Here is a 26,164-nt window from a genome sequence, read left to right on the forward strand (position 1 = left end):
CCCGCTCCGACGTGGCCCCGGTACTGCGGTTACCCGGGGAGTTCGGTCGCGATCCCGTCCGGCAACTCGGCCTGCTCGCGAAGGGCGAGTCCCTCCGGGGTGAGCATGTCCGTCATACAGAGGTCGAGCGTGCGGGCCGTCGCGTGGTCCGCATCCGGGGACCCCATCGGCGCGAGTCCGAACATCGCATGCGTACAGAGGCCGCCGATACCGGCCCAGAGCACCTGATGGTCGCTGACCTGGGTTCCCGGCCGGAAGGTCCCGGCCGCGATCCCACGATCGACGATCGCCTGCATGACGGCGAGGACCTCTGCCGCGGCGAGTGCGACGCCCGGCGACCCTCCCACGGTCTCCACCATCAACCGCGCCCAGGCGGGCTCCGCGACTGCGAACTGCACGACCGCGATCCCCGCATTGCGCAGATCCACGTAGGCGGCGAGCCCCGGGGCGGAGTCCGCGCCGCCGACCCCGGGCAGACTCACACACTCACCCAGCGCGTCGAACCCGCGGGAGGAGACCTCCTCGACCAACTGCTGCCTGTTGGTGAAGTGGCGGTAGGCGGCGGTGGCCGACACGCCGATGACCGGGGCGATCTCCCTCAACACGATCGCCTTCTCCCCCGACGACCGCGCACGCGAGATGGCCTCGTTGATGATGGCGTTACGCAGGTCACCGTGGTGGTAGGACTTCTTCTTCACGGCGTCGTCCGCAGTCCGTGCCGATACCTCGATCATCTGCCCGTCCCTCCGCCATCCTCCGAGGACCCTGCGCCGCTCGTTCACCGGGTGGCCTACCCGCCATTACACCACGAGAAGCCCTACGAGAACCGCAAGCAGCCGCCCCTGATACGTACGCTGAGAACATGTCGTCCGTATTCAGCAAGATTATCTCCGGCGAACTGCCCGGAAGGTTCGTCTGGGAGGACCCCGAGGTGGTGGCGTTCCTCACCATCGCGCCCGTCGCGGCCGGTCACACCCTCATCGTCCCGAGGGAGGAGATCGACAGGTGGACCGACCTGGAACCCCGACTTCTGGCGCGACTCAACGAGGTCGCCCAGGCGGTCGGCAAGGCGGTCGTGGAGGGTTTCGGGGCGTCGCGAGCCGGGTACCTCATCGCGGGGTTCGAGGTACCGCACACCCACATCCACGTCTTCCCCGCCGAGGACATGTCCGTCTTCGACCTGTCGCGGGCGGACCCCGACACCCCTGCAGAGGTCTCGGACGCGGCGGCCGCCACGATCCGTCGCGTGCTGCGGGACCTCGGCCACGGGGAGTTCGTGCCTTCGGACTGACCGGGCCAGGCGGGCAAGGTCAGTGCCCGAGGTCAGTGCCCGAGGTCAGTGCCCGAGCGCGCGCGCCAACTCGCTCATGTCCAGGTAGTCGATCCATTCCCGGACCAGGCCGTCGCGCACCGTCAAGAACGCGCCCGCGCCGAGTTCGATGGCCTGCCCGTCGACGTCGAGGAACATGGTTCTGCTCATCGCGACGGTGTCACCCGAGACCATGATCCGGTGGATCTCGACACGGACGTTGGTGGCGACCTCATGGTTGAACTCGATGAGGTTCGCCAGTCCCTCGCGGCCGTGCGCCTCATAGGACCCCTCGATCCGCATCACGATGTCGGGCGCGCAGAGCGAGGTCGCGGTGGTCACATCCCCACGGAACCTGGACTCGACGAGGGCCCTGGCCACGACGGCGGGGTCGTCGCGGCGCCCATCCTGGCCCATCGGACCGCCTCCGTTCACCGTCTACTCCGTGATCGCGTTCAGCGTGCGCAGGTCCTTGTAGTCCTCCCAGCGCGTGACCAGCCCTTCCTCGACATCGACGAAGGCCAGTGCCGGGATCTCCACTCCCCCCTGGGGCAGGGTGTAGGTCTCGAGTCGCCGGAGGGCGACGGTCCCGGGTTCCGCCACCACCGACTGGACGGTCACATGGATGAACCCGGCCAGGCGCGCGACGTCCTCGATCATGTCGCGGATGCCGTCGTGCCCCTCGTAACGACTGAGGTGCCCGCCGTTGGTGTAGAGGATCGTCGGGGCGGAGAGCTTCAGTGCGGCGGCCTCGTCACATGCCGCGACCGCGCGCATCCACGCTTCCGCGACACGCCGTTCGGGATCCACGATCCCGGTTCGGGAGCCCTCGCTCTCGCTGCACACGAGTCACACCCTACCCAGAAGCCTGAGAAACCTGAACCAACGTCCTACGAACGTGGGGCACCCTCGCCGCGCTCCGCTGGGCGAGGTGAGAGCTGGAGACGAGACTTGAACTCGCAACCGCCCGTTGTAATCGTCGACTCTAGACAGTTCCGGGGTGGCTCCGAAGATTCCGTTAGACCTGCGTAAAGCCCTCCCCTTGTTCCGACCGTTCCCAGTCCACTCCCCCGTTCCACCGATGTTCCAGGGTGGTAAAAGGGTGGGACTCGCGCGGGGATTCGACAGAACGCAGCAACCCCCGACACGCCACACAGACGCATCGGGGGTTGTGTGCTCGGCGGCTATCGCCAGAGAGGCACCGAGCTTCAGTCAGGGTTCGGTTACCAGCCGTCTCCTGCCTGCTTCCCTACTGTGCTGCTGAGCATTGTGGGGAAGTTGAGTGCCGCAGGTTGTTGGTGGATTCGTGTTCCTGCGGGGGTTTGTAGGACCGGGCTTGTGTTGGGGCGGGGCCGGTCGGGTCGCCACATTCGGTAGTCGGTGGTGGTGCTGATGGCCTGCATGAGTGCCATGGCTAGGTCGTCGTGTCCGAGGCGTTCGGGTACGGCGATGCGGGTGTTGCCGCTGTCTTTCAGTTCGTATTCGAGCGACGAGAGTTGCTTCAACAGTTCGGGTTCTCGTGGGAGGACGAGCCTGCCGGACTGGAGCAGTGTCTTGATCTTGTTGAAGCCTGACATCTTGCGGCGTGCGGTGGTGGCGATGGGGACGACGCCGCTGGTGTGTCCGCCTGGGCGTTCGGTCCAGAGTCGGCGGGTGAGTAGTTCGGTTGGGAACTGTCCGACGCCGTTGGTTTCGCTCACGATGGCGGGCAGGTGGTAGCGGGATGCGACGTGGACGATGCGGTCGATGAACACGCTGTACGGGGTTTTGTAGTGGGATTCGAGCCACGGCAGGTAGTAGACGAGTTCGTCGCCGTGTTTGCCTCTGTTGAGTTCTTCGTCGTCGAGGATTGAGACGAGGACGAGGGCGTGGGCGTCGACTTGTGCGCCCCAGTCGAGGCCGGCGGCTGCTACTTGTCCGCGCGCCTTTTCGGGTGGGGTGAGTTGGTAGTCGGCGACGGCTTGGTTGATTTCGTCGGCGGTGAAGAACACTCCGATGTCGTCAACCCACTCGGCCAACACTTCGCGGGTGTAGTCCCGATCCGTCATCGTGGCTGCGAATGATTCGAGCAGGGCGGCGTCGACGAGGGGGGAGGCGTGTGATGGCCAGTGGAACGCGGCGAACTCGGCGGTGTGTGTTTGGCCTTTGAGCCAGGTGGAGCGGAAGAAGTGGTCGCGGGTCCAGGGGCTTGAGGCCATGACGACGCGGCTGCCGGGGCGGGCGAGGACGGTGAAGCTTGCTGCGGTCCACAGTTCGTCGGCCATGAAGTTGGCTTCGTCGAGGATGAGTAGGTCGACGGAGCGGCCTCGGACTTGGCGGGTGGAGGCGGGGACACACACGACTTCGGAGCCGGTGGAGAGTGTTATTCGGGAACGGTTTTCATCAACGGTGGAGCCTCGCAGCAACGGGGCGGAAGCGAGGTCCGCGATCTGCCGTAGTAGCCCTTTGGCGGCTTCTTCGCCGGCGGAGAGGATGAGGATGCGTGCTCCGGGTTGGGCGAACGCGGTGTGAAGGGCGAGCATGGCGAGGGTGTGGGATTTGCCTGCCTGCCGGCCGGAGCAGACGGTGCGGATGCGGGCCGGGGACTTGGCGAGGTCGAGTTGGTGGGGCCACAGGGGGGCGTGGACGAGTTCGCGGGCGAAGACGTCGATGTCGGTGGCTGCCGCCCGGAGTGTTGCGCCGTCAATCCTGGTCATGCTGCACCGCCTGGGCCATGAGTTGAGCGAGGTCGACCTGCGTGGAGGCGGTCATTTGCCGGATTTTCGCGCGGGAGAGGGGGTCCATTCCGAGGCGTTCGCGCTGTTTGGCGGCTTGTGCCTCGAAGCGTGCGAGAAGGTTTGCGGCTCCGCGCACTTGGCCGGTCTCGTCGTCGACCATGCCGTGTTCGTCGAGCCACGCTTCGAGTAGTTCGATGCGGGCTTCGGTTCGCGCCCACGCGGACAGGGCCGGCAGGTATGACGGGTCTTGCAGGTAGTCGACCGATTCGACTGCGGTGACGAGGTAGCGTTCGGCGACTGGTGACACCGCCCGGTCGGACCATGCGCCGTGTGTCCGTGACAGGGTGTTGCCCTTCTCGAACGGTGGCCGCTGCCACGACGGGCGGGCCGGGACAGCATCGTGGCTGCCCCGGCCCTGCTCGCCGCTGCTGGTGGTCACGGCTGGGTGACACCGTTCAGAAGCACGACGGCCTCGGGGTTGAGGGGTGCCGCGTCGTAGCGTGCCACCACGCGGACGGCCTGCTGGTCGTAATCCCCATAGAGTTGGTCCAGGACCGTAACCGTGGGGTTGAGGTCACGCGCGACGGCCACCTTGCTCGGGTCCCACAGGACAATCGAGGATGCGCCGTCGACGACGGGGACACGGTTGGTGACAAGCACCGGGTGCCCGAGCAGCCGGTACGCGCCCGCCTCGGTCGGATCGGGCTGGACCTGGTACCGGCCGTTGGTGTCCTTGAGCTTGCGGATAGCCACGAAGTCACGACTGTGCATAAGCCACTTCAGTGAGGAAGGGTCGACCTCGGCTCCGAGGGCGAGGGCTTCGGCGTCGTGGAGGGCATCAAGGCCAATCTCGCCCACGGCGTCGATCTTCTGAACACCGGAGTAGTTCAGGAGTCCGGTCGGGGTGGTCCGGTCAGGCGACACCGCGCCCGCGATGAATGCGTCGTCGAGCTTGCCGGCCACGTCGGCAACGATGCGTTGCTGGAGCGCGGAACCGACCGGGACGACGGCCTGGCGGGCAAGCTCATTCGAGTACCTGGTCAGCGTCTTAACGGATTTCATGGAGTGGGGCAGAAGAACGATCTCGTCGAACGTGGGATCAACCTCGTCGATCTGCTCGTTTTCGCCGTGCCACGACGGGGCGGTCATGGACGTGAGCATCGGCACTCGGACGGGGTTGCCGCCGTTGGTGTCGATGATGCGGACGCCGGCGTTGAGGAACACGGACGCCTTCTGGAGCGGAACCGTGATGAGCTGATCGACGGTTTCCTGAGTAATTTCAGGGGTACCAAGGGCAGAAGTTGCCATGGGGAATCACCTTCGCAATGGAAAGAATGAGTGAAGCGAGAGGACCCGTATGCCTCGGGCTATGCGGGTGAATGGCGTCTACGCCGAATGTCACCTTTTGGGGATCAACCCCTCGGATGAACCCCAATTATCCGCTAATGGCGCGGGTCCCAGTCACACGTCGCCGCGCATGAGCGACGACATGATTTGGCCGGGATCGGCGTCGGGTGTGTGCCACGTCGCGGTAGCTGTCGCCTCGGGAGCGGTGCCCGACGACGGGGGCGGGGTAGGTGCCGGTGCGAGGCGGGGGCGGTCTGCGACGAGTTGTTCAGCCGCCGCCCGGTACTTGTCGGGGTCGGCGGTGCCGGTGTCGTCCACGAGGGTGGTCAGGTCCAGGTGCCGCCCCAGGTCCTCCGGGTCGTCAAGAAGATCCGCGACACTGTCGAGTGCCTGCTTGCTGCGGAAAGACGAGAGGTCTTGCTTCAGGGAATCTAGCTCGGCTTCGGCCTCCCGGAGCCTTGTCCGGTAGCGGGCGGCTTCACTTCTCAGGGACTTGATTTCGGCTCGGGTACGTTCGGGCAGCTCAACGTATCCGGAATCGTCCACGGGCGTCGTGGGGGCCGTTGTGGGCATGTTCGCGGGGGTGGGGGTGTCGGTCACTGGTCCTCCTGGGGCTGGTTGAGGGATTCGAGGGCGTCGCCGGCTGCGAGGATCACGGCGATGAGTGCTTCGACGGCAGGTGGTGGGGTCGCGCGGGCTGGGATGCGCCAACGCGCGTCGAGGCTGCAAACTACGTGCATCAGGCAGAGTTCGAGCTGGTGACGGTCGAGTTTCCGGATTTTGCTGGCGGCGGTCACCGTGGGGGCATCGATGAGCTGGTCCACCAGTTCAGCGGTCTTGGACGCGCGAGCCTCCCGGAGCGTCACCCGCGGGAGCTTGGGGTCGGTCACGCGGCTTCCCCCTGGATTCGGGAGGCGTTCTCGGTGACGCATGCAAGGCACTTGCCTGTCCTCGCCCCCAGGACTTCTTGCGGGTGGGTGGGGCATCGGGGTTCGTCGTCATGCCGGGGCAAGGTGGCGTTGAACCCATCCGCGTCAAGAGGTGTTGCAACCGTCGCAACTGTTGCATCGAGAAGACCGCCACCCTGCGTTGCAACACTTGCATCACTTGCAACACCCAGTGTCAGACGGGCATACGTGCCGCGTTTCGGTCGGGCGATCCGCTCGGACTCGTAAAGCCGACTCAGGTACGTACGCGCATCCTTGACGCCGGTGCCGTTGGCAACGTCGGCAGCGGAAACGGGGCCAGGTTGCGCATTAACGAAGTCCAGAATGGTTTGTGAGGTCTCGCCTAGGGGCTGTGTTATCTTCGCTTCAGCGGCGGCTTCAGCGGCCTTTTCGAGACTGTCCCCATCGAGTGCCCAGAAGCCGTTTTCGACGGTGACTTTGTACTCGCCCTCTTTGATGTCGCGCCCGGTGATACGAATCATTCCGCTGGCCTCATTGCGCTTGCGTGACAAGTTCATCGTGAAGTCCGCCGCGCCATTGAGGCCGTTAGTTCCGCTCGTGGAGTCCATCCAATCTTCGCCGGCCTGCTTGCGAGTGTGATGAACCACGAGAAGCGTCGATCCGGGATTCCGGTCGGTGTACTTCTTCAGCTTCACGCCGATGCGGTAGTCACGCTGATAGTCGCTCTCCCCCGGCATCGAGGGCGGCATCACTCGGCCCAGAGTGTCGAGGATGACAAGCGGCTTCTCGTGCCCGTGCTGTCCCATCCAGGCGTCGATCACTTCAAACACCAACAACGGAGGAACCTCAGTTACGAAGTCGATCATCTCGGGGATCGGCTTGCCTTCGAGAAGATGTCGGGACCGGGCCTGTAGCCGCCTATCGCCGTCCTCCAAGGCGAGGTAGAGAACGGGCCGTGGGATGCCAACGGGGATCGCTCCGAACGCCTTGCCGCCTGTTGCCAGAGCAAGGCCAAGGCCACCGACTGCGTAGGACTTGCCGACCTTCGGCGGGCCTGTGAGAAGTCCGAATCCTTCGGGGATCATGCCGGGGACCGCGTACGCCAGGGGCGGGAAGACTCTCTCGTCGAGCCACTTTCCGGACTTGATGAACTTCAGAGGGTTGATGCCCTCGGGATTGTCCGTCATGCCGACACCGCCTTCAGGTCCGGGCGCACGGTGCCGCGCGTGGAGTCCAGCCGTTCATGCACATCTCGGAGTCGCCGCCACAGTTCACGTTCGAGGTCTCGCAGTTCGTCATGGGACAGAAGGTGCCCACGCTCCAGTGCGTCGGTAGCCCACGACTGGACGACACGCACTTCAGCGGCTTCCAAGATGCGCTGTGCATGGTGCCGCACCTGGAGTGGTTCTGCGGGGGTGGTGATGAGTGCGGCGAGCCGGTCCCCGATCCTGCGGTCGATGTCGCGGGCGAGGTGTCCGTCGTCCTGGAGCTGAGAGAGAACGCACGCGCCGCCGGCGAGGCCGTTAGCGGCTGCGTCACGAATGGCTTCGAGGATGAGTCCATCTACCGTGTCGGGTAGATCACGGGCGCAAACATTGCCGATCCCATCGAGAGCCACCTTCGGGGTCACCCCCGGCGCGAGGAGACCCGCCAGGAAGCATGTTGGGTGATCGAGTGTCATATCTCGGTCTTTCATTCCCGCGTCCTGCGTGTAGAATCGGACGCACAATCGGTTTCGACGCCCTCGCACATGGCCTGCCAGCCTGCGGGGGCGTTGCCCTTTTCTGTAGGGCTCGTGAGAGTGCCGTAACGCACCTCCAAAACTCAGGCCGGACGAACACGCAGAAGCTCGTCCAGCTCGTCGAGGTCGATCAAGACCAGGCGGTCATCGTGTCCGGACTTGAACGCAGTGAGGCGTCCGTCAACGAGTCGCTGTCGAATCCATCGGGGTGAACGTTTCGCGTAGGCCGACGCCACGCCCAGCGGCTCCCGCCGCGCCTTTGAGGAAGTCATGCGCCCATCGTGGAGCATGCGGGAGGGTCCGAGTCGCAGCCGGAATCACACCTCCGACACCGCCTCGGCAATCGCAGCGAGAAACGCCGCACGATCCCTCTCCAGCAGATGCGACCGGACCACCGCCGCCCCCGAGTCCTGAAGCTTGCGGAACTCAAGTTCCACCAACCGCCGGCACACACCATGAGGCAGGCCGTGCCGCTTGTAGACCTCCAGAGCGATGCCGTCCGTCGAATGCCAACTCACGACAATCCGCCCCACAACTGGTCCTGAAGGCGCTCCCGCTCCAGTCGGCGCTCCGCATAGATCAACGCGGCCGTCAACAGTTCCTCTGGCAGGATGTCCCCTGCCACGTATGCGTGCGCCTGATCGTGAACCAGCATCGCGGCACTCGACTCCCGACGGCACACCCTGTCGATGTCCTCACGGGCGCTCATGCCGCGTTCCCGAGTCCGAGGAGCGCGCGAAGGTCGGCGGTCGGCACCACGTAGCGCGATCCGATCTTTACCACCCGCGTGGGGAACTCCCCCTTCTGCGCGAGGGCGTAGGCGGTGCTTTTGCTTACGCCGAGGGCACGGGCAGCGGTTCGCAGGTCACACGAGACGCCCAGGGCGTCGATCTCTTCGGTCTTCACTGTTCCAACCTTTCCGGGATTCCGTCCATGCATACCTTGCATGATTGGAATTCCGAATCTAGCCTGTCGTTACCGGGTTTGCCAAGCAACTACGGCAAAATTGTTCGACATGACGGATTGGGATGCGGACGTGACACAACGAATCGCCGGCGAGATCAAGCGACAACGAGGCCAACGGTCAGGGCAGTGGCTCGCCGACAGGACCAAGGAACTCGGGCACGCAATTAGCAAGACGGCCATCTGGGAGATTGAAGCGGGGAAGCGGAAGTCGATCTCCGTTCCCGAACTCCTAATCATCGCTCGCGCCTTGGAGGTGCCGCCCACGCTCCTCCTGTTCCCCGGCGTCCCAGACCGAGAGACCTGGGCGTTGCCGAACTGGCACACGTCCGCGTCCGTCGCCGAACATTGGTTCATCGGAGACAGGACACCCGCACCCATTACCGGCGGTGGAGACTGGGAGGACGAAGAAGCCTTCGAGGAGATTGGGCGCCTCAGCTCATTGGCGAGGGTCGCAGGACTTTCCCGTCGGCTCGAATCGGCCCGCTGGGCATGGCTGGAGGCCCGAAGTGAGATCAGCGACGAGGGCGACACTGACGACATGGAGAAGTTCGAGCGGCTCGCAGTACGGGAAATGCGGGCATGGCAACTAGTCCGCCACCTCGAATCACAGGTGGAGGACTTAGGTGGCGAGGTCAGCGAAGACTGGAGGCGGTACCTGTGAGCCGGCCACCGCTCGCAGTCGGCACCTACGGCAGCATCACCACCCTGGAGACCACGCCAGGCACCTGGAGGGCACGCGCAAAGTACCGCGACCACGACGGAGTTACGCGGCGCGTCGAACGATTCGCCAACAGCAAGGGCGGGGCCGAACGTCGGCTACGCGACGCAGTACGGGACCGCCTCCACCGTGACGGCGATGAGGACATCACCCCTGACACCACGCTCGCAGTCGTGGCTCAGGTGTGGATCACCGAATACCCGACGACGACGAAGATTGCACCGCAGTCACTGGAGAAGTATCAGCGGGTCATCGACAAGATCATCGTCCCCGGCCTCGGCGGGCTACGTGTCCGTGAGGTCACTGTCGGGAAAGTTGACAGGTTCCTTGGTGCGATCCCCTCGGACGCTAACGCACGGTGGGCGCGGATCATCCTCACCGGCATGTTGTCCCTTGCTGCGCGTCGTGACGCCATCCCCCTCAACCCGATGAGGGACACCTCCAAGCGTGTGTCAGATGCTCGGGAAGTTCGGGCCATGACAGTGGAGGAACTCGCACAACTTCGGGACAGCATCGCCGACTGGTCCGGTGCCAACAGGATGGGACCGCCACGCGGTGACGACCTCGCCGAACTGATGGAAGTGCTCATCGGTACCGGCATCCGCATCGGTGAAGCACTCGCACTCAAGTGGGGCGACATCGACCTCGACGCTGACGTGCCCACCCTCCTCGTGTCCGGCACCGTTGTCATGGCCGGGGGCAAGACCTTCCGGCAGGACCACACCAAGACCGCAAGCGGCCGGCGGATGCTCGCACTACCCGCCTTCGTCGTCGACGCACTACGCCGTCAACTAGAGCGTGATCTTCCCGCCGATGACGGGCTTGTATTCCCCTCTGCGCGAGGCGGGGTCCGCTCCCCCAACAATGTCCGCAGGCAACTCCGGCAGGCCCGTAGCGAGGCCCTGGGGTGGGTTACACCGCACGTGCTGCGCAAGACAACCGCCACCGTCGTCGCTGAAGCCAACGGGACGGACGCTGCTGCCGACCAACTCGGCCACAGTGTCAACCGCGTCACCGAGCGGTTCTACATCGACACCCGCCACAAGATCATCGACAACCGCAACGCCCTGGCAGTTCTCGCTCCCCATTCGGGGGGGTTAAAGGGTGGAGCAAGGGTCAAGTCCACCGCAGCCTGACGATCACCGCAGGTAGTTGAGCTGGAGACGAGACTTGAACTCGCAACCGCCCGATTACAAGTCGGGTGCGCTACCAATTGCGCCACTCCAGCACGGACCCGGCTCAGCCGGGGTCCGGCACACATCCTAGCCGGATCCCGGCTCGTTCCCCCGACCGCTCCGCCGTGCCCTCGACCGCCGTGCCCCGACCGCCCCGGACTTGACTACGGTGTCCACGTGGAGATCCGCGACGCCGCTGCACCGTTCACCCGCCCGTTGGCGTGGCTGGGTCTGCGCAAGTCCACGATGGACCTGGCGGTCGAACCGCCGCTGTCGCCGATGGCGCCGGTGGACCTGGACGACGACGGCGCCGTCACCGACGTGCTCAATCTCGCCCTGGAGATCGCGGGCATCCTGCTCTCCTCCGGAGAGGGCGCGGCGGACACGGTCGCCCAGGGGGAATCGGTCGCGGCCGCGTTCGGCCTCCCGGGCGCCACCGTCGAGGTCACCTTCACCTCACTGACCATCGGCGTCAACCGGCGTCGCGGCCGACCACCCATCTCCGTCATCCGGGTCGTCGACTACCGCACCATCGACATGACGAGGGTGACCCGTGTCGCCCGCCTCATCGACCTCATCGTGCGGCGCCAGTTGACCGTCGAACAGGCGACGGCAGAGGTCGAGCAGATCATCGCCTCACCCCACCCGCACACCTTCCGCGTCGCGGTCCTGGGCTGGGCGATGCTCGGCTTCGCCGTCGTCATCCAGCTGGGGGGCAGCCCGCTGGCCGGTCTCCTGTCGATGGTGTCGACGTTCGCCCTGATGTACGCCAACAGGTATCTCGACGGCCACCGCCTGCCGAAGTTCTTCCAGCAGATCGTGGGCGGGTTCATCGCCGCCGCCTGGGCCCTGTTGGCCTACGTGATCCTGAGCGACGACTTCGTGGACATCCAACCGTCCGCCCTCGTCGCCGCGGGGATCATCGTGCTGCTCGCCGGGCTCACGCTCGTCGGTGCGATCGAGGACGCCATCACCGGATTCCCCGTCACGTCGGCAGGCCGTGGCGTGGAGACGATGATCCTCACGGGAGGGATACTCGGCGGCATCACCATCGCCCTGGCGGTGTTCGGACGCCTGGGCTTCTCCCCACCCCCCATCGATCCGACGATCTCCGGCAACGCGCCGCTCTTCCTCACCGTCTTCGCCGCAGGCGTCGGGGCTGCAGGTTTCGCCGTGGCCAGTTACGCGACCGTCCGCGCGACGTGGCTGGCCGCGACCGTCGGGGCCGTCGGGATGCTCATCTTCCAGGTCGTCATCACGACCGGGTTGGGGGTGGTGGTGGGATCGGCTCTCGCGGCCTGTGCGATGGGGCTCTTCGGAGGCATTCTCGCCCGCATCGCGACCGTCCCGCCCCTCATCGTGACCATCGCCGGGATCACGCCCCTCCTGCCCGGGCTCTCGGTCTACCGGGGACTGTCCGCGCTCACCAGCGATCAGACCGGTATCGGCGTGGGGCTGATGTTCCAGGCACTGGCGATCGCGGTGGCCCTGGCCGCCGGCATCGTCTTCGGCGAGTGGGTCACGCGAAATCTGCGCAGGTCCGCGGCCGCCGACCAGTGACGTACGATGTCACCGGACGCCTGCGCCCATCCGGGCCCGCCGTCCCATAACGACACGGGAGGACACACACATGTCAAGCGCCGCAGCGGCCAGCAAGGAGCCCGAGCTCGACGTCGACCTCGAGCCCGTAGCCGACGAGACCGCGTACCAGGCCCAGAGGATCGTGGCCTCGTACGCCGCCGACGCGGACGAGTGCCTGATGCTGCTCGAGATGCTCGGGATCGGTCCCGAGAAGGTCGACCCGGCCGACGCCGAGTAGACCGCATCACGACGATCAACGGGGGTACGGGGATGACGGGCGCGACCGAGCAGGCGCCGGCCGACGCGGGTGCGGACTTCGTCGTCGTGGCCAACCGGCTCCCCGTCGACCTCGTGCGGGGTAAGGACGGCCAGGAATACTGGAAGGCCAGCCCCGGCGGGCTCGTGACGGCCCTGGAGTCCATCCTCAAGGCCAACCACGGGGCCTGGGTGGGCTGGCCCGGAGTGGCGGACGCCTCCCCCGAGCCGTTCGACGCCGACGGGATCCGGTTGCATTCGGTCACCCTGTCCGCCCGGGACGTCGAGCTCTACTACGAGGGCTTCTCCAACGGCACCCTGTGGCCACTCTTCCACGACGTGGTGGTCCCTCCCGAATACCACCGTGAATGGTGGAACGCATACGTGGCGATCAACCGGCGGTTCGCCGAGGCCACCGCCGCGGCCGCGGCCACCGGCGCCACCGTGTGGGTGCAGGACTACCAGCTGCTCCTGGTCCCCCGCCTGCTGCGCGAGATGCGGCCCGACCTCACCATCGGGTTCTTCCTCCACATCCCGTTCCCGCCGGTCGAGTTGTTCATGCAGCTCCCCTGGCGCTCCGAGATCGTCGAGGGCATGCTCGGCGCGGATCTGGTGGGGTTTCATCTCCCAGGCGGCGCGGACAACTTCCGGATCCTCGCCCACCGGCTCTTCGGCCACCCCTCGGCGCGGCTCCGCTCGACGCGGGGGCGGGCGTCCGAGATCCGGGTGGACGACCGGATGGTGCGGGTGGGGGCGTTCCCCATCTCGATCGACTCGGCTGCCATCGACGCGGCCGCCCGCGAGCGCGACACCCGGGCCCGAGCGGAACGCCTGCGCAGCGAACTCGGCTCCCCTGAGATCCTGCTGCTGGGCGTCGACCGCCTCGACTACACCAAGGGGATCGACGTCCGGCTCCGCGCCCTGGAGGAGCTGTTCGAGGAGGGGCGTCTCGAGACCGCCGACGTCACCCTGCTCCAGCTCGCCACCCCCAGTCGCGAGAGGGTCGAGCAGTACCAGATCATGCGCTCGCGCATCGAGGAGTCCGTGGGCCGGATCAACGGCAGCTTCGGCGAGATCGGACACCCTGTGGTGACCTACATCCACCGACCCGTACCCAAGTCCGAGCTCACGGCGTTCTACGTGGCCGCGGACGTCATGCTGGTCACCCCCGTGCGGGACGGGATGAACCTGGTGGCCAAGGAGTACGTCGCCTCCTGCACGGACGGTGAGGGCGCGCTCGTGCTGAGCGAGTTCACCGGCGCCGCCGCCGAACTACGGCAGGCCTATCTGTGCAATCCGCACGACCTGGAGGGCGTCAAGGACGCCATCATGGCGGCCGTCACCGAAACGGAGTACGACCGCCGTCGACGCATGCGGGCGCTGCGCCGGCAGGTGTTGGGCAACGACGTCCACGCGTGGGCACGGCGGTTCTTCGAGACGCTCGACGCCACCTCCGACGAGTAGTCGCACTCAACTCCGACGAGTAGTCGGCGCGCCGCTCACAGCGCCTCCAGCTCACCCAGCTTCCACGTACCGTCAACGCGCTCCATCGACAGACTGAGTCGCGATGCGGAACTGGCCGCCTCGGGATCCTCCCTGGTCGACACCATCCGGTTGAGCATCACCAGTACCGTCACGCTGTCGGCATCCACGACCTCCTGCGGGGCGGCCGCCGCCACGGTCGCGTACACACTGGCCTCCTGCTGTTTGGCCGCGGAGGCCACGGCGGGCATGGATTGCTCGACGAACTCCGTCAGCGCGGGATCGGTGAGTCGCTCGCGGACCGCCGCCAGTTCGGCGTCGACCGTCCGGTGATCGTAGGTGAACATCTGGGTCGCGATCTCGCGCGCCGCGTCCGTCGCCGCGCGGGGGGCGTCCGCGATCTGCTGCTCGGTGGCCGCTTCACCCCTCGCCTCGACGTACTGCCAGGTCGACAGACCGGTGACGACGAGGAGGACCACGGACACCGCGGCCAGGGCGGTGGTCAGCCTGCGCTGACGGGTGGGATCGAGTGGTTCCCGCGACGAGACCGGTGGCGCGGGGGGCGCCGATCCGTCACCAGTGGCCGCCCCGGAACCGCCGTCGGACTCCGCCGCAACCTCGGCCGAACCGGTGCGCGGCATCGCCTCCATTCCCTCGAACAGCCCCCCTGCACGGGCCGCTTCCAGTGCGCGCTCGCGGGCGGCGTCGGCCTTGCGCTGGGCGCGGGCCGCGCGCTCGGCTTCCCGCTGCGCACGCCGGGCGGAGCGGACATCGGGCATGTCGCTGTCGCTCACGGGATGAAGTTCACCCCCGAGACCTTCATCTCGCCGTCATCGTGGCGGTTGACCGTCACCCGGACGCGGTACTGCCGGTCTTGGTCCTCCTGTGACCTCGGGTTGCCGATGGTCTGGTCGATCGCCATGATCACCTCTGCACGCTCGGGGGTGGACTGTTCGACCGCGGCGGCGGAGACGACGCCGTCGGCGACCACGGCTGTGGTCTCGACGACCTCCTCATAGGAGTCCCGGCGCGGGGTGAACTGCTCGGAGAAGTCTCCCTCGATCATCTCGACGATCCGGTCCACGTCCTCGGTCAGGGTCTCCTGGCGGATGGTCATCAGCCTGGTCAACACGTCCGAGGCGAAGTCACGATAGGACGCGTCCAGTTCGGTCGCGGAGGCCCGGTCGGCGCGGATCGAGGCAGCCTTACCGCGCTCGGACACCCACAGCCCCGAGGACACGAGGGCCGCCACCAGGCACAGGGCCGCCACGACTGACGTGACCACCAGCCAGCTCCGCCCACCCTCGGCGGGGGTGTCGTCCGGCTGTGGCACTAGATCACTCCGTTCGTCATGATGTCGGCGAGGGCGGCGTCCGCGGCCAACCTGCTCCCGGTTCCCAGGTTCAGTTGACGATACGTCTTGCCGTCCGCGCCCAGATACTCGCCCGTCGAGGGGTCGTACATCGCCGCGGAGGTCCGGATCTCCCGCTCGCCGGTGCCCGACGAGGGCACGACGTTCCACCCGTTGGGGTTGTTGCCGGGCGGACCGACCTCGCTGGTGTCCGGGGGGTTGTGACCCTCCGGCCGGTAGTCGTTCGCCGCGCACTCCTCGGGTGAGGCGCCACGGCGGCCCGGGTACTCCATGCAGGGCAGGTTCCGTGCGCCGCGGACGGCCATCTGCGAGTCCTGGGGCACCTTGCAGTAGATGCCGTTAATCTGTGGCGGCACCGACAGGTCGGCGGGTGAGCGACGGTCGGCGGCGGGGAGGAAGCCGGTCGTACACGGGGGTGTCTCGTTGATCTGCAGGTTGAAGTCCACCTTGATCTCCCCGGTGTCGCGCGCGCCGTCGATCGCCGTGATGATCGAGGAGACCAGCGCGGGGTAGATCACGAGCAGTTGCTCGATCGAGCGGTTGTAGACCACACCGACCTCGCCCACGCTCATGAGGTTGGCCACGAGCACCGGCATGGTCGGCTGCAGATCGTTGAGGACCCGGGTCGCGCGGGCGAGTGAGTCGGGCCCCCGTTGGATGATCGAGGTGAGCTGGGGCTCGTTGACCCGGAGCTGGTCCGTGACGTCCGCGAGGTTGCGGGTCCACGCCCGGATGGAGTCCGACGACCGGAGCTGCGAGTCCAGGACGGGCTCGGCGTCCTCGATCAGTTGACGGGTGACGCCGGTGTTGACCCGGGCCTCTTCGAGCAGGAGCTGCGCGGAATCGAGGAACTGCTGCAGGTCCCGCTCGGATCCGTTGAACGCGTCGAAGGACTCGCTGATCACGCGGCGCATCTTGGCGTCGTCGATCGAGGCCATGAGCACCGTTGCCTGGTCGAGGACGGGGCCGATGCCCTGCGGCATGTCCACCCGGTCCTCATCGAGCACGGTGCCGTCGCGCATCACTCCCCGCGGCTCGCCCTCGGGGACGAACTCGACGTACTGCTCGCCCACCGCCGAGACGCTACGGATCTGCGCGCGGGCGTTCTCGGGGACGTCGGCCCGGGAATCGAAATGGAGGTCGGCCACGACATGGCCGGGCTTGAGGGTCACCGCGTCGACCCGCCCGATCACGTTCCCCAGATAGGAGACGTTGGCGTTCTTGTACAGACCGCCCGTGTCGGGCATCTCCAGCGCGACATCCGTCCGCTGCCACCCGAACGCCGTCGGCAGTCTGAGGTAGGCGACCGACATGACGGTCAGCGCGATCACCGTGACGACGGCGAAGATCGCCAGCTGGATCTTGACGAACCGGGTCATCGGGGAGCCTCCTCTGGCGTCGCGTCCGGTCCCGGCTCCTCCGCCGGCAGCTCGGCGAAGGGGTTGTCGTCCGTCGGTTCCGGCCGGGGGACGTCGAGCGAGAACGGGTCCACGCTCGCCGGCGGGGCGGGTGCGAGACCGACGTATCCCTCGAGCCCGGCCATCCGGTTGCCGAACTCGGTGCCCAGCAGCAGAGTCTCCGCCAGCCGGGGCATCGAGGCATCCGCGTGGATGTAGAGGTTCGCGTAGTCGCCGCGGAGGAAGTTGTCGATGCCCGCCTGGGGGAACGGGAACGTGATGAGCACGCTCAGTGCCCGGGTCAGGTCGCGACCGGCGTTGGCCAACGCCTCGAGAACGGGGGTGATGTCGCGGAGGTTGGCCACGAGATTCTGCCCGCCTCCGGCGTCGATCACCTGGTTGGCCTTGTTTCCCAGGTCCCCGAGCGAGACCATCGCGGTGGTCAGTTCCTGCTTCTGATCGTTGATCAGAGCCACCGCCTCCGGCATCTGGGCCAGCGCCCGGGCCAGGGTGTCGGTCTGGTCGTTGATCTGCCGGGAGAGCCGGTCCAGCCCGTCCATCGCGGCGATGATGTCCGCCCGCTGGGCGTCCAGCCCGCTGACGGTCGTCTCGAGTTGCTCGATGACCTCCCGGGTGTCGACCTCCCGACCACCGAGTGCGGCGTTGAACTCCTGGGCGATGGTCTCGAACTGTGCCAGACCGCCGTCGGTGAGCACGACCGACAGCGCCGACAGCGTCTGCTCGGTCGTCGGGTACACACCGGCACGGGCGAGCGGGATCACGTCCCCGTCGGCCAGGGTGCCCTGGGGATCGCCGTCCGGCGGTGGGAACAACTCGAGGTGCTGTGATCCGAGGAGGCTGGTCTGGCCGATTTTCGCGTGCGCGTTCGCCGGGAGTCTGACCTCCTCGTTGAGCGAGACGGTCACTATCGCCGTGTAGTCCTCGACCCTCATGCCGGTAATCGACCCGACGTTCACGTCGTTGACCCGGACCGGGGAGTTGCGGGTGATGGTGGTGACGTTGGGCATCTCGATGGTGACCTCGTACGCGCCGTCCCCCCGGCCCTGGGCACCGGGCAGCGGGAGGGAGTTCAGGCCCTCCCACGTGCATCCGGCTCCGGTGATCAGGACGGCTGCGCCGAGAGCGCCCGTCGCCAGCAGTCGCCCCCGGGGGCGGTCGCCGTTCATCTACGCCCCTCTCGTCACGAGGAGGGTGTCGGTGAGGTCGTCTCCCCGGTTGACCACGTTGACCAAGGGGTCCGGCCGGGCCGATACGGGCTGCACGCCCGGTGGGGTCCGCGTCCCGGGTTTCTGGGAGTCCCAGATCTGCTGGGGTTCCGCGGTCGGCGTGATGGGCGGGCTGACGACCCCGTACGGGTAGTTGGAGGTGAACGAGTTGAGAAGCGGCCCCATGTACTCCGCGCAGAGCTGGGCGTCGGACTCCGCGGTGTTGTTCGCGAGACCGGCGATGGCGCCGCAGAGGAAGTTGGTCGGGTTGGCCATCTGGTTGGTGGACAGCACGCCGGTGAGCACGCCCTGGTACGGGCGGTAGATGTTGTAGAAGTTCGACATCCCGGTGGGGCCCACGTGGAGGACACCCTCCAGGTCGGCCCTCCTCTCGCGGACCACCGCGGTGGCCTGGCCCAGTTTGTCGACTGCGGTGCTCACGCGTTCTCCGTTGTTCTCCAGGAATCGATTGATGTCCGTGACGGCGAGGTCCAGGTCGCGCAGCGCGGAGTCGATGTCCTCGGTCTGGTCTCCGAGCACCTGGGAGACGCTCGCCAGTCTCCCTCCGAAGGACACGATCTGCTCCTCGCTCTGCGAGAGCGCGGTCACGAACAGCTGTAGGTTCTTCAGCGTCGTGAAGAGGTTCTCGCGCCCGTCCGACATCAGTGCCATGGTCTGGGAGACCTCACCGAGGGCGTCGCGGACCTCGGCGCCGTTGCCGTCGAGCATCGCCTCGGCGGAATCGACGAACTCCCCCAGCGGCCCCGTCTCTTCGTCCCCCGTGGGTCCGAGAGCGGTGGACAGCTTCATGAGCTGGTCTTTGACCCCGTCCCATTCGACCGGGATCGCCGTGCGGTCGACGGGGATCGAGCCCCCGTCCGGCATCTGGTCGCCCCCGGTGAAGGCCGGGGTGAGCTGGATGAACCGCTCGGCGACGAGCGACTGGGCGACGAGCAGTGCGGTGGCCTCGGCCGGCACGGGCACGTCCTCGTCGACTTTCATCGTCACCACGGACAACCCACCTTCGGTGGCGATGTCCGTGATGGTCCCGACGCGCACCCCCAGGACCCTGACGGTGTCGTCGACGTAGACGCCGCGGGTCGACTCGAAGTAGGCGGTGATCGTCTTGGACCGCGAGGTGAAGAACCACACCGCGGCCACCACGATCAGGACGACGACGACGAGGGCCACGATCCTGGCCAGCGTGGTCGAGAGGAGTCGGGTCATCGCGGCAGCCTCTTCTCGCCCCAGCCGGGGAACTCGTCCATCAGTGTCAGCTCCGGGGTACCCGGCATAGTCGGTTCGCGCACGAGCCCCGGTTCGGGACGCACCCGGTCGTCGATGAGCGGCATGACATCACGGAGGATCGTCTGCTGGTAGTGCCCCAGGGACAGGTTGGAGACGTAGGCGTTGAACCACGGCCCGGAGGCCACGGCCTCGCTCAACGCGGTGGAGTAGGGGACGATCCGGCGTAGACCGAGGTCGATGTCGTCCTTGTTGCGGATCAGCAGGTCCGAGACCCTCTCCAGCTTGTCCAGCGCGGGTCCCAGTTGCGCCTCGTTGTCCTGCACGAGTCCGGACAGCTGCCGGGCGAGCTCGTCGATGTTGACGATCAGTTCGCTCAGCGCCCTGCGGCGCAGGTCGAGCTGGGTGAACAGGACGTTGCCGTCCACCATGAGCTGGTTGATCTGCTCACTGCGCTGCCCGAGCACGTCGGTGGTCCCGGCCGCTTTCTCGAGGAGCTGACGCACGCCCTCGTCGCGTTGGTTGAGGGAGGCGGAGAGCCTGGTGATCCCGTCCAGCGCCCCCCGGATCTCCGGCGAGGACCCCTCCATCGTCTCGGCGATCACCGTCAGCGCCTCGTCGACCTTCTCGGTGTCCATCGCCTCGACGGTGTCGCTGAGATCCCCCAGGGCCGAGGTGAGGGAATAGGGAACGGAGGTCCGTTCCAGGGGGATCGTGTTGTCCGGTAGGTCCCCTCGCCCGTCCGAGAACACCCCCAGGGCACGACGGCCCAGGATCGAGTCCGTCTTGATCTGGGCGGAGGTGTCCGCGCCGAGGGCGACGTCGGTGTCGATGGCGAAGCGCACCCGGACCCGGTCGCCGTCGAGGTCGATGCCACGCACCGAACCGACGTTCATCCCGGCCACCTGGACCGCGTCGCCGGTGTTGAGCCCGGCGGCGTCGGCGACGTACGCCGTGGCGTTGCGCGTCCCGTTGACGTAGGGGATCCGGTCGTAGTTCAGCGAGATCGCCATCAGCGCGACGGCGCCCAGGGCACCCCAGGCACCGATGGCCCTGGGGTCGCGGTCGCGGAAGCGCAACCGGCCCCGTGGCGCTCTCGGAGCGGCGTTCTTCGTGGAGTCACTCATCGGGGAAGGCACACCGTCCCGTCGTCTGCTCGTACTGGGGGAGGTAGACGCTCCGGCCCGTGGCGGGGTTGGTGAACTGGACGATCACACCGCAGAGATAGAACTGGAAGAAGCTCCCGTAGACGCCCAGCCGACTCATCTTCTCGAAGTCGGACGGGAGCCTGTTGATGACGTTCTCGACGAACGGCTCGTCCTCGTTGATCAACGTGGCCACTCGATCGAGTTGTGCGATGTCCTCCTTGAGCGCGGGTCGCACGTCGGCCAGGAGGGTCGTCATGTTGGCGCTCGCGTCGTTGAGCCGGCTCACCGACTCCCCGATCGGCTCCGAGTTCGCGGCAAGGCCGGAGACGAGTTGCTGGAGGTCGTCGACGATCGAGTCCACGTTCTCCTGATTGTCGGACACCGTGGTGAGTACTCCGTTGAGATTGGCGATCACGTCGCCGATGAGCTGGTCGCGGTCCGCCAGGGTCTGCGTGAGGGACGACGTCGAGGCCAGCAGGTCCTGGACGGTGCCGGCCTCACCTTGGAAGACCTTGACTATCGACTCTGACAACTGGTTGACCTGGCCAGGGTCCAGAGCGCGGAAGAGCGGGCGGAACCCGCCCAGCAGGGCGTCGAGATCCAGCGCCGGGGAGGTCTGCGAGATCGGCAGGGTGCCGCCCGGGTCGAGCGCGGACTGGTCACCCTCACCCCGCTTGAGCTCCATATACCGGTCACCGGTCAGGTTCTCGTAGCGGATCATCGCCTCGGTGCTCTGGTGCACGATCTGGTTGCCCGCCACCGAGAACTGCACTGCCGCGATGTTCCCGTCCTCTAATCGGATCCGGTGGACACGACCAACCTCGACGCCGGCGATGCGCACCTTGTCCCCGGACTCGAGACCCGACACATCGGTGAAGACGGCGTTGTACCGCTCCGAGTCGCCGGTGCGGTACTCGCTGAACACCATGACGAGCCCTGCGAGGATGAGCACCATGACCGTGGTGAAGATCGACAGTTTGATCAGCGTGGCACGGGCGGAGCGTGCGGACGAGCGCCCGGCGGTCATGGGGTCGCCCCGTCCATGCCGAGCATGACCTGCAGTAACGTCGGCGGGGCGGGACGGCCGGGCTCGCTGGGAGGGAGCGGACCGAACAGCGGGGCGGGGCGGGACGTGAACACGTCGGGCATTCCCTCCACAGGATTCGAGCCGGTGTCGGTGACGACGAACGGGGCGTGGACCGAGGGGTCCGGGAACGGCAGGCCGTAGCAATTGGGCCCGGTGCTGGCGTTCACCTTCGGCAGGTCCTTGGGGTACTCGTACGCCCGGGCTCCCTGCTGGAAACCGGACTTGAACACCAGACCGGGTTGGTCCACCCCGCCGAACGCCGACGTCGCCCCCTCGACGCCCTGGTTCAGCCCGACGATCAGGCAGGTGAGCATCGGGTGGTACTCGGCGAGCAGGCTGGTCGAGGCCCGCATGTCCGCCAGGGTCTTGACCAGCTCGTTGCCGTTCTCGGACAACAGTCGCTTGCCCGTCTCCCCGGTTCCGATCGCCGAGACCAGCAACTGCTCGAAACGCGCCTGATTGTTGACGACGTTGGCACCGACGTCCGTACCGGAGTCCAGCAGGCGCATGACGTCAGGGGTCACGTCGGCGTACAGATTGGCCACCCTGGACCCCTTGGCCAGGTCCCTCTGCAACGTCTCGATCTGCGGATTGATCTCCTGCAGATACTCGTTCAGATCGGTGATGGTGCGTCCCACCTGGTCACCGCGGCCGTCGACCGCTCCGGAGATCGCGCCGAGAGTCGCGTTCAGCTTCTCCGGCTCGATCGCGGTGAGCAGGTCGGTGAGGTCCTGGAACAGAGTGTTGACCTCCGAGGTGACGTTGGACGCCTCCACGACGGTGCCCGCCGCCATCGGCGTGGGGTCCGGCCGGGCCGGGGACTCGAAGTCGACGGACTTGGCGCCGAAGACGGTGTTGGATCCGATCGTCACCGGGGCGTTGGCGGGGATGGCCTCTAGGGCCGCGGGATCGACCTCGATCTCGATGGTCGCTCCGTCGAACTCCTGGCGGATCGCGGTGACGTTACCGATCTCGACTCCCCGGGCACGGACCTTGGCGTCGGCCTCCATGACCAGCCCCGCGCGGTCACTGCGGACGGTGAGCGGGACCCGGCTGTCGAAGGCCCGCGCGAACATCAGCAGGGAGAGCGCGATGACCACCACGATGACCAGGGCGAGCACGATCGCCGCGATGCGCCTGGGCACCGTGTCACTCTGACTGAGACTTCTCGCCACGACCGCCTCCTATCCCGACAGGTTGAAGTTGCCGTCTCCGCCGTAGATCGCGAGGGAGACGAGGAGGGTTACGGTCACCACGGCGATGAGCGAGGTGCGGACGGCGTTGCCCACGGCCGAACCGACCCCTGCCGGGCCGCCGGCGGCGTTGTAGCCGTAATAGGTGTGGATGAGCATGATCGTGATGGCCATGGCGATCGCCTGGACGAAGGACCACAGGATGTCCGTCGGGATGAGGAACGTGGAGAAGTAGTGGTCGTAGACGCCGCCGGACTGGCCGTAGATCTCCACGGTGGCGAATCGACTGGCGAGGAACGAGGCGATGACCGCCAGCGAGTAGAGCGGGACGACGGCGATCATGCCGGCGACGATCCTGGTCGAGACCAGGTAGGTGATCGAGTCGATCGCCATGACCTCGAGCGCATCGATCTCCTCAGACACCCGCATCGCGCCCAGCTGGGCGGTGGCACCGGCCCCGATGGTGGCCGCGAGGCCGATCCCGGCGATCACCGGGGCGGCGATGCGCACGTTGATGAAGGCGGCGAAAAAGCCCGTGAGCGCCTCGACGCCGACGTCGGTCAACGAGGAGAACCCCTGGACCGCGATCACGCCGCCGGTGGCGAGGGTGAGGAATCCGACGATCACCACGGTGCCGCCGATCATCGCGAGCGCTCCGGTACCCATGGCGATCTCGGCGATGAGACGCAGGGTCTCCTTGGGGTACTGGGTCAACGCGCGGGGGGTGGCAACCAGAGAGCGCCAGAAGAAGAGCGCGACGGCACCGAAGTCGTCGACCCGACCGACGGAATACGTGCGGGCCCGCGATAGCCGAGGGAAGCGCGTGGTCTCGATCACCGCCATCCTATGCCCCCAGCACCTTGACGCCGACCGCCGTCAGGACGGTGTTGACGACGAACAGGGCCATGAAGGCGAACACGACGGTCTCGTTGACCGCGCTGCCGACCTCTTTGGGCCCCCCACGGACGTAGAGTCCCTTGTAGCAGGCCACGAGGCCGGCCAGCATCCCGAATATGCCCGCCTTGATCTGCGCCAGGATGAGCTCGCCCAGGCCCGTGAGCAGGGTGATCCCGTCGACGAACGCACCCGGATTCACGCCCTGCAGGAGGACGGAGAACAAGAAGCCACCGAGGATCCCGATCGTGCAGACGAGGCCGTTGAGCAGGAGGGCCACGAACGTCGAGGCGGCGACGCGGGGGACGACCAGGCGCTTGACGGGGTCGATGCCGAGGACCTCCATGGCATCGATCTCCTCGCGGATGGTCCGGGCCCCGAGATCAGCGCAGATCGCCGTGGCACCGGCCCCGGCGACGATGAGGACGGTGACCATCGGGCCGACCTGGGTCACGGCCCCCAGGGCCGCGCCGGCGCCGGATAGGTCCGCCGCGCCGATCTCCCGGAGCAGGATGTTGAGGGTGAAGCTCACCAGGACGGTGAACGGGATCGCCACGAGGATGGTGGCGACCATGGAGACCCGGGCTATGAACCAGGACTGGTCGACGAACTCCCGGCCCTGCCGCAGGATCGACGGGAACGAGACGAACGTGTCGAGACTCATCGCGACGAAGTCGCCGACTCCCCTGAGCGGCGCGTCGAGAACTCTCGGCATGTCGCCCCCTCCTGTCGCGTGTCGGCACCCGCCAACCGCCGATCTGAACAAGTGACCGGTTCTGTGTGACGCCGATTACACAGTAGCTAGAACACGTTCTCATTGGCAAGCGGGGTCGACCACCCCCGGAGAGTGCCCCTGCCGGCGTGCCGGGAATCTAACCTCGGTCTTTCACGCGGGACGTGAGGTGAGGGCTCAGAAATGACATGGGAAGTGCTCCGGAGCTGGGATGATGTGACTTGTCTAGGGTCAACGTCATATCAGTTCGAGGAGCACTTCCCAGGTGAAGTCTAGCGGGTCATTTCGGCGGTTGAGGGTCAGTGCGGACGGGTCGGGCGTGGTCTCGCACGCCGGGTTGGGGATGCTGCGGGAGCTCGCCGAGCACTCTGGCCTGGTCGCTGCGCTCAACGACGCTCTGACGGACACCTACCGCGGGGCATGGGTCCACTCCCCGGGCCAGGTGCTGACCGATCTGGCCGTCGCGGTAGCCGATGGCGCGGACGCGATCACCGGGATCGGGGTCCTGGGTGATCGCCAGGGCGTGTTCGGTCCGGTCGCCTCGATGCCGACGGCGTGGCGGGTGCTGGACCGAGTCGACGCCGAGCACCTTCCGGCGGTGCGCGCCGCGCGGGCGGCAGCCCGGCAGGCGGCGTGGGCCGCGGGCGCCGGCCCGGATTTGAGTCAGGAACTGTGCATCGATCTGGATGCCACGATCACCGTCGCCCATAGCGAGAAGGAGAACGCGGCCGCGACCTGGAAGCGCACCTTCGGGTTCCACCCGCTGCTGGCGTTTCTGGATCGGCCCGACATTGCTGGCGGGGAGGTACTGGGCGGGCTGCTACGTCCCGGCAATGCTGGTTCGAACACCGCGGCCGACCACATCCAGGTCCTGGACATGGCTCTGGCCTCGCTCCCTGCACATGCGCGTCCCATCCCCGGCGATCCCGGCGGCCCACGGGTGCTGGCCCGCTCGGATTCGGCTGGCGCCACCCGAGCGTTTGCGGCCGCTTGCCGCGAGCGTGGGGTCGGGTTCTCCTTCGGGTTCCCGGTGGACTTTCGTATCAAGAAATTCGTCGATGGCATCCCTGAGCAGTGTTGGTCCCCGGCCATCGACACCGATAGCGGAATCCGGAACGGTGCCTGGGTAGCCGAGGTCACCGCCAACATCGACCTGTCGGCCTGGCCAGACGGATCACGGTTGATACTGCGCAAAGAACGGCCGCACCCCGGGGCGCAGCTGACGTTCACCGACTCGGACGGCATGCGCATCACCGCGTTCCTCACCGACACCCCACCCGGAGTGGTCTGCGGCAATATCGCCGGCCTGGAACTGCGTCACCGCCAGCACGCCCGAGTCGAAGACCGTATCCGACAGGCCAAAGCCACCGGGCTACGCAACCTGCCCTGCCGCGGGTTCAACGAGAACGCCGCCTGGCTCGAGGTCGTCATGATGGCCACCGACTTGATCGCCTGGACCAAACTCATCGCATTTGATGGCGACCCAGTGCTGGCCCGCTGCGAGATCGCCGCGTTCCGCTACCGAGTGCTGCACGTGGCTGCCCGCATCACCCGCAGCGCCCGACAGACCCGACTACGCATCGACAAGACCTGGCGCTGGGCCGCCGCCATCGACACAGGCTGGCACCGAATACGCACCGCGTTCGGCTGACCGCCGACCCTCTGCACCG

The 26,164-nt window shown here is 66.8% G+C and carries 31 protein-coding genes and 1 tRNA gene; 8 read left to right on the forward strand and 24 right to left on the reverse strand.

Annotated elements, in window-relative coordinates; genetic code table 11:
- Positions 1-29 precede the first annotated feature (29 nt).
- On the reverse strand, positions 30-734 hold the full coding sequence (locus tag H483_RS21520) for a TetR/AcrR family transcriptional regulator (RefSeq protein ID WP_017835305.1): 705 nt from the start codon (positions 732-734) through the stop codon (positions 30-32).
- A 128-nt stretch (positions 735-862) separates the two neighbouring features.
- Here H483_RS21520 and H483_RS21525 point away from each other — a divergent pair, with 128 nt between their 5' ends.
- On the forward strand, positions 863-1,291 hold the full coding sequence (locus tag H483_RS21525; protein ID WP_017835306.1) for an HIT family protein: 429 nt from the start codon (positions 863-865) through the stop codon (positions 1,289-1,291).
- A gap of 45 nt (positions 1,292-1,336) precedes the next feature.
- Here the strand turns inward: H483_RS21525 and H483_RS21530 are convergent, their stop codons facing one another.
- The 8 genes from H483_RS21530 to H483_RS21565 all read right to left on the reverse strand — a co-directional run bounded on the left by H483_RS21530 (position 1,337) and on the right by H483_RS21565 (position 7,468).
- The gene (locus H483_RS21530) at positions 1,337-1,726 is read right to left on the reverse strand and encodes a nuclear transport factor 2 family protein (protein ID WP_017835307.1); all 390 of its coding nucleotides are present in this window, start codon (positions 1,724-1,726) and stop codon (positions 1,337-1,339) included.
- Positions 1,727-1,747: 21 nt separating this feature from the next.
- Positions 1,748-2,155 carry a nuclear transport factor 2 family protein gene (locus H483_RS21535; RefSeq protein ID WP_017835308.1) on the reverse strand — a complete coding sequence of 136 codons (408 nt, stop codon included), beginning with the start codon at positions 2,153-2,155 and terminating at the stop codon, positions 1,748-1,750.
- Positions 2,156-2,532: 377 nt separating this feature from the next.
- Positions 2,533-4,005 carry a terminase large subunit domain-containing protein gene (locus H483_RS21540; protein WP_017835309.1) on the reverse strand — a complete coding sequence of 491 codons (1,473 nt, stop codon included), beginning with the start codon at positions 4,003-4,005 and terminating at the stop codon, positions 2,533-2,535.
- On the reverse strand, positions 3,992-4,465 hold the full coding sequence (locus H483_RS21545; protein ID WP_017835310.1) for a hypothetical protein: 474 nt from the start codon (positions 4,463-4,465) through the stop codon (positions 3,992-3,994). The genes H483_RS21540 and H483_RS21545 overlap by 14 nt, the downstream gene beginning before the upstream one ends.
- Positions 4,462-5,334 carry a phage major capsid protein gene (locus H483_RS21550; RefSeq protein WP_031264405.1) on the reverse strand — a complete coding sequence of 291 codons (873 nt, stop codon included), beginning with the start codon at positions 5,332-5,334 and terminating at the stop codon, positions 4,462-4,464. Before H483_RS21550 ends, H483_RS21545 begins: the two co-directional genes overlap by 4 nt.
- 153 nt (positions 5,335-5,487) lie before the next feature.
- Complete coding sequence (locus H483_RS21555; RefSeq protein ID WP_017835312.1) at positions 5,488-5,973, reverse strand: hypothetical protein; 486 nt, start codon at positions 5,971-5,973, stop codon at positions 5,488-5,490.
- Entirely contained in the window at positions 5,970-6,263 is a 294-nt protein-coding gene (locus tag H483_RS21560) for a hypothetical protein (RefSeq protein WP_017835313.1), read from the reverse strand. The genes H483_RS21555 and H483_RS21560 overlap by 4 nt, the downstream gene beginning before the upstream one ends.
- Positions 6,260-7,468 (reverse strand): AAA family ATPase, encoded by a 1,209-nt coding sequence (locus tag H483_RS21565; protein WP_017835314.1) that lies wholly within the window; start codon positions 7,466-7,468, stop codon positions 6,260-6,262. Before H483_RS21565 ends, H483_RS21560 begins: the two co-directional genes overlap by 4 nt.
- Positions 7,469-7,524: 56 nt before the next feature.
- On the opposite strand from H483_RS21565, the gene H483_RS21570 reads away from it, so the two are divergent.
- Positions 7,525-7,860 carry a hypothetical protein gene (locus tag H483_RS21570; RefSeq protein ID WP_017835315.1) on the forward strand — a complete coding sequence of 112 codons (336 nt, stop codon included), beginning with the start codon at positions 7,525-7,527 and terminating at the stop codon, positions 7,858-7,860.
- A gap of 245 nt (positions 7,861-8,105) precedes the next feature.
- Here H483_RS21570 and H483_RS21575 read toward each other — a convergent pair whose 3' ends face one another.
- Genes H483_RS21575 through H483_RS21590 form a run of 4 tightly spaced genes read right to left on the reverse strand, consistent with a single transcriptional unit; the run spans position 8,106 to position 8,928 of the window.
- On the reverse strand, positions 8,106-8,294 hold the full coding sequence (locus tag H483_RS21575) for a hypothetical protein (protein WP_031264406.1): 189 nt from the start codon (positions 8,292-8,294) through the stop codon (positions 8,106-8,108).
- A gap of 45 nt (positions 8,295-8,339) precedes the next feature.
- A complete protein-coding gene (locus tag H483_RS21580; protein ID WP_152427825.1) occupies positions 8,340-8,540 on the reverse strand; it encodes a hypothetical protein in 201 nt (66 codons plus the stop codon).
- Positions 8,537-8,731 (reverse strand): hypothetical protein, encoded by a 195-nt coding sequence (locus H483_RS21585; protein WP_017835318.1) that lies wholly within the window; start codon positions 8,729-8,731, stop codon positions 8,537-8,539. Before H483_RS21585 ends, H483_RS21580 begins: the two co-directional genes overlap by 4 nt.
- Positions 8,728-8,928, reverse strand: a complete 201-nt coding sequence (locus H483_RS21590) for an AlpA family transcriptional regulator (protein WP_017835319.1) — start codon at positions 8,926-8,928, stop codon at positions 8,728-8,730. The genes H483_RS21585 and H483_RS21590 overlap by 4 nt, the downstream gene beginning before the upstream one ends.
- A gap of 109 nt (positions 8,929-9,037) precedes the next feature.
- On the opposite strand from H483_RS21590, the gene H483_RS39060 reads away from it, so the two are divergent.
- On the forward strand, positions 9,038-9,649 hold the full coding sequence (locus H483_RS39060; protein WP_017835320.1) for a helix-turn-helix domain-containing protein: 612 nt from the start codon (positions 9,038-9,040) through the stop codon (positions 9,647-9,649).
- Complete coding sequence (locus H483_RS21595; protein WP_081615065.1) at positions 9,568-10,842, forward strand: site-specific integrase; 1,275 nt, start codon at positions 9,568-9,570, stop codon at positions 10,840-10,842. The genes H483_RS39060 and H483_RS21595 overlap by 82 nt, the downstream gene beginning before the upstream one ends.
- 19 nt (positions 10,843-10,861) lie before the next feature.
- Here the strand turns inward: H483_RS21595 and H483_RS21600 are convergent.
- A tRNA-Thr gene (locus H483_RS21600) sits at positions 10,862-10,934 on the reverse strand.
- A 124-nt stretch (positions 10,935-11,058) separates the two neighbouring features.
- Here H483_RS21600 and H483_RS21605 point away from each other — a divergent pair.
- From H483_RS21605 to H483_RS21615, 3 genes are all read left to right on the forward strand, one after another.
- Positions 11,059-12,441, forward strand: a complete 1,383-nt coding sequence (locus tag H483_RS21605; RefSeq protein WP_017835322.1) for a threonine/serine exporter ThrE family protein — start codon at positions 11,059-11,061, stop codon at positions 12,439-12,441.
- A gap of 70 nt (positions 12,442-12,511) precedes the next feature.
- Entirely contained in the window at positions 12,512-12,700 is a 189-nt protein-coding gene (locus H483_RS21610; protein WP_017835323.1) for a hypothetical protein, read from the forward strand.
- Positions 12,701-12,732: 32 nt separating this feature from the next.
- The gene (locus H483_RS21615) at positions 12,733-14,181 is read left to right on the forward strand and encodes a trehalose-6-phosphate synthase (protein ID WP_017835324.1); all 1,449 of its coding nucleotides are present in this window, start codon (positions 12,733-12,735) and stop codon (positions 14,179-14,181) included.
- 35 nt (positions 14,182-14,216) lie between these two features.
- Here the strand turns inward: H483_RS21615 and H483_RS21620 are convergent, their stop codons facing one another.
- Genes H483_RS21620 through H483_RS21665 form a run of 10 tightly spaced genes read right to left on the reverse strand, consistent with a single transcriptional unit; the run spans position 14,217 to position 24,476 of the window.
- Positions 14,217-14,993, reverse strand: a complete 777-nt coding sequence (locus H483_RS21620) for a hypothetical protein (RefSeq protein WP_017835325.1) — start codon at positions 14,991-14,993, stop codon at positions 14,217-14,219.
- Complete coding sequence (locus tag H483_RS21625; RefSeq protein ID WP_017835326.1) at positions 14,990-15,532, reverse strand: hypothetical protein; 543 nt, start codon at positions 15,530-15,532, stop codon at positions 14,990-14,992. Before H483_RS21625 ends, H483_RS21620 begins: the two co-directional genes overlap by 4 nt.
- The gene (locus H483_RS21630; RefSeq protein WP_017835327.1) at positions 15,532-16,950 is read right to left on the reverse strand and encodes an MCE family protein; all 1,419 of its coding nucleotides are present in this window, start codon (positions 16,948-16,950) and stop codon (positions 15,532-15,534) included. Before H483_RS21630 ends, H483_RS21625 begins: the two co-directional genes overlap by 1 nt.
- The gene (locus H483_RS21635) at positions 16,947-18,155 is read right to left on the reverse strand and encodes an MCE family protein (RefSeq protein ID WP_017835328.1); all 1,209 of its coding nucleotides are present in this window, start codon (positions 18,153-18,155) and stop codon (positions 16,947-16,949) included. The genes H483_RS21630 and H483_RS21635 overlap by 4 nt, the downstream gene beginning before the upstream one ends.
- Complete coding sequence (locus H483_RS21640; RefSeq protein WP_017835329.1) at positions 18,156-19,421, reverse strand: MCE family protein; 1,266 nt, start codon at positions 19,419-19,421, stop codon at positions 18,156-18,158. It lies immediately after the preceding gene.
- Positions 19,418-20,566: an MCE family protein gene (locus tag H483_RS21645; RefSeq protein WP_031264410.1), complete on the reverse strand. Its 1,149-nt coding sequence runs from the start codon at positions 20,564-20,566 to the stop codon at positions 19,418-19,420. The genes H483_RS21640 and H483_RS21645 overlap by 4 nt, the downstream gene beginning before the upstream one ends.
- Positions 20,559-21,614 carry an MCE family protein gene (locus H483_RS21650; RefSeq protein WP_017835331.1) on the reverse strand — a complete coding sequence of 352 codons (1,056 nt, stop codon included), beginning with the start codon at positions 21,612-21,614 and terminating at the stop codon, positions 20,559-20,561. The genes H483_RS21645 and H483_RS21650 overlap by 8 nt, the downstream gene beginning before the upstream one ends.
- Positions 21,611-22,819, reverse strand: coding sequence for an MCE family protein (locus H483_RS21655; RefSeq protein WP_238556199.1), 1,209 nt, complete (start codon positions 22,817-22,819; stop codon positions 21,611-21,613). The genes H483_RS21650 and H483_RS21655 overlap by 4 nt, the downstream gene beginning before the upstream one ends.
- A 39-nt stretch (positions 22,820-22,858) precedes the next feature.
- Positions 22,859-23,710 carry an ABC transporter permease gene (locus H483_RS21660; RefSeq protein ID WP_017835333.1) on the reverse strand — a complete coding sequence of 284 codons (852 nt, stop codon included), beginning with the start codon at positions 23,708-23,710 and terminating at the stop codon, positions 22,859-22,861.
- A gap of 1 nt (position 23,711) precedes the next feature.
- Positions 23,712-24,476 (reverse strand): ABC transporter permease, encoded by a 765-nt coding sequence (locus H483_RS21665; protein WP_017835334.1) that lies wholly within the window; start codon positions 24,474-24,476, stop codon positions 23,712-23,714.
- A gap of 283 nt (positions 24,477-24,759) precedes the next feature.
- On the opposite strand from H483_RS21665, the gene H483_RS21670 reads away from it, so the two are divergent.
- On the forward strand, positions 24,760-26,145 hold the full coding sequence (locus tag H483_RS21670) for an IS1380 family transposase (protein WP_031264412.1): 1,386 nt from the start codon (positions 24,760-24,762) through the stop codon (positions 26,143-26,145).
- Positions 26,146-26,164 lie beyond the last annotated feature (19 nt).

The organism is Dietzia sp. UCD-THP (assembly GCF_000349585.1).
GTDB lineage: Bacteria > Actinomycetota > Actinomycetes > Mycobacteriales > Mycobacteriaceae > Dietzia > Dietzia natronolimnaea_A.

What these genes read in the sequence shown, in the direction of transcription:
- H483_RS21520 (WP_017835305.1), bottom strand. Translation starts at nt 734, where the DNA reads ATGATCGAGGTATCGGCACGGACTGCGGACGACGCCGTGAAGAAGAAG.
- H483_RS21525 (WP_017835306.1), top strand. Translation starts at nt 863, where the DNA reads ATGTCGTCCGTATTCAGCAAGATTATCTCCGGCGAACTGCCCGGAAGG.
- H483_RS21530 (WP_017835307.1), bottom strand. Translation starts at nt 1,726, where the DNA reads ATGGGCCAGGATGGGCGCCGCGACGACCCCGCCGTCGTGGCCAGGGCC.
- H483_RS21540 (WP_017835309.1), bottom strand. Translation starts at nt 4,005, where the DNA reads ATGACCAGGATTGACGGCGCAACACTCCGGGCGGCAGCCACCGACATC.
- H483_RS21550 (WP_031264405.1), bottom strand. Translation starts at nt 5,334, where the DNA reads ATGGCAACTTCTGCCCTTGGTACCCCTGAAATTACTCAGGAAACCGTC.
- H483_RS21565 (WP_017835314.1), bottom strand. Translation starts at nt 7,468, where the DNA reads ATGACGGACAATCCCGAGGGCATCAACCCTCTGAAGTTCATCAAGTCC.
- H483_RS21570 (WP_017835315.1), top strand. Translation starts at nt 7,525, where the DNA reads ATGCACATCTCGGAGTCGCCGCCACAGTTCACGTTCGAGGTCTCGCAG.
- H483_RS21575 (WP_031264406.1), bottom strand. Translation starts at nt 8,294, where the DNA reads ATGACTTCCTCAAAGGCGCGGCGGGAGCCGCTGGGCGTGGCGTCGGCC.
- H483_RS21585 (WP_017835318.1), bottom strand. Translation starts at nt 8,731, where the DNA reads ATGAGCGCCCGTGAGGACATCGACAGGGTGTGCCGTCGGGAGTCGAGT.
- H483_RS39060 (WP_017835320.1), top strand. Translation starts at nt 9,038, where the DNA reads ATGACGGATTGGGATGCGGACGTGACACAACGAATCGCCGGCGAGATC.
- H483_RS21595 (WP_081615065.1), top strand. Translation starts at nt 9,568, where the DNA reads ATGGCAACTAGTCCGCCACCTCGAATCACAGGTGGAGGACTTAGGTGG.
- H483_RS21610 (WP_017835323.1), top strand. Translation starts at nt 12,512, where the DNA reads ATGTCAAGCGCCGCAGCGGCCAGCAAGGAGCCCGAGCTCGACGTCGAC.
- H483_RS21615 (WP_017835324.1), top strand. Translation starts at nt 12,733, where the DNA reads ATGACGGGCGCGACCGAGCAGGCGCCGGCCGACGCGGGTGCGGACTTC.
- H483_RS21630 (WP_017835327.1), bottom strand. Translation starts at nt 16,950, where the DNA reads ATGACCCGGTTCGTCAAGATCCAGCTGGCGATCTTCGCCGTCGTCACG.
- H483_RS21635 (WP_017835328.1), bottom strand. Translation starts at nt 18,155, where the DNA reads ATGAACGGCGACCGCCCCCGGGGGCGACTGCTGGCGACGGGCGCTCTC.
- H483_RS21640 (WP_017835329.1), bottom strand. Translation starts at nt 19,421, where the DNA reads ATGACCCGACTCCTCTCGACCACGCTGGCCAGGATCGTGGCCCTCGTC.
- H483_RS21645 (WP_031264410.1), bottom strand. Translation starts at nt 20,566, where the DNA reads ATGAGTGACTCCACGAAGAACGCCGCTCCGAGAGCGCCACGGGGCCGG.
- H483_RS21650 (WP_017835331.1), bottom strand. Translation starts at nt 21,614, where the DNA reads ATGACCGCCGGGCGCTCGTCCGCACGCTCCGCCCGTGCCACGCTGATC.
- H483_RS21660 (WP_017835333.1), bottom strand. Translation starts at nt 23,710, where the DNA reads ATGGCGGTGATCGAGACCACGCGCTTCCCTCGGCTATCGCGGGCCCGC.
- H483_RS21665 (WP_017835334.1), bottom strand. Translation starts at nt 24,476, where the DNA reads ATGCCGAGAGTTCTCGACGCGCCGCTCAGGGGAGTCGGCGACTTCGTC.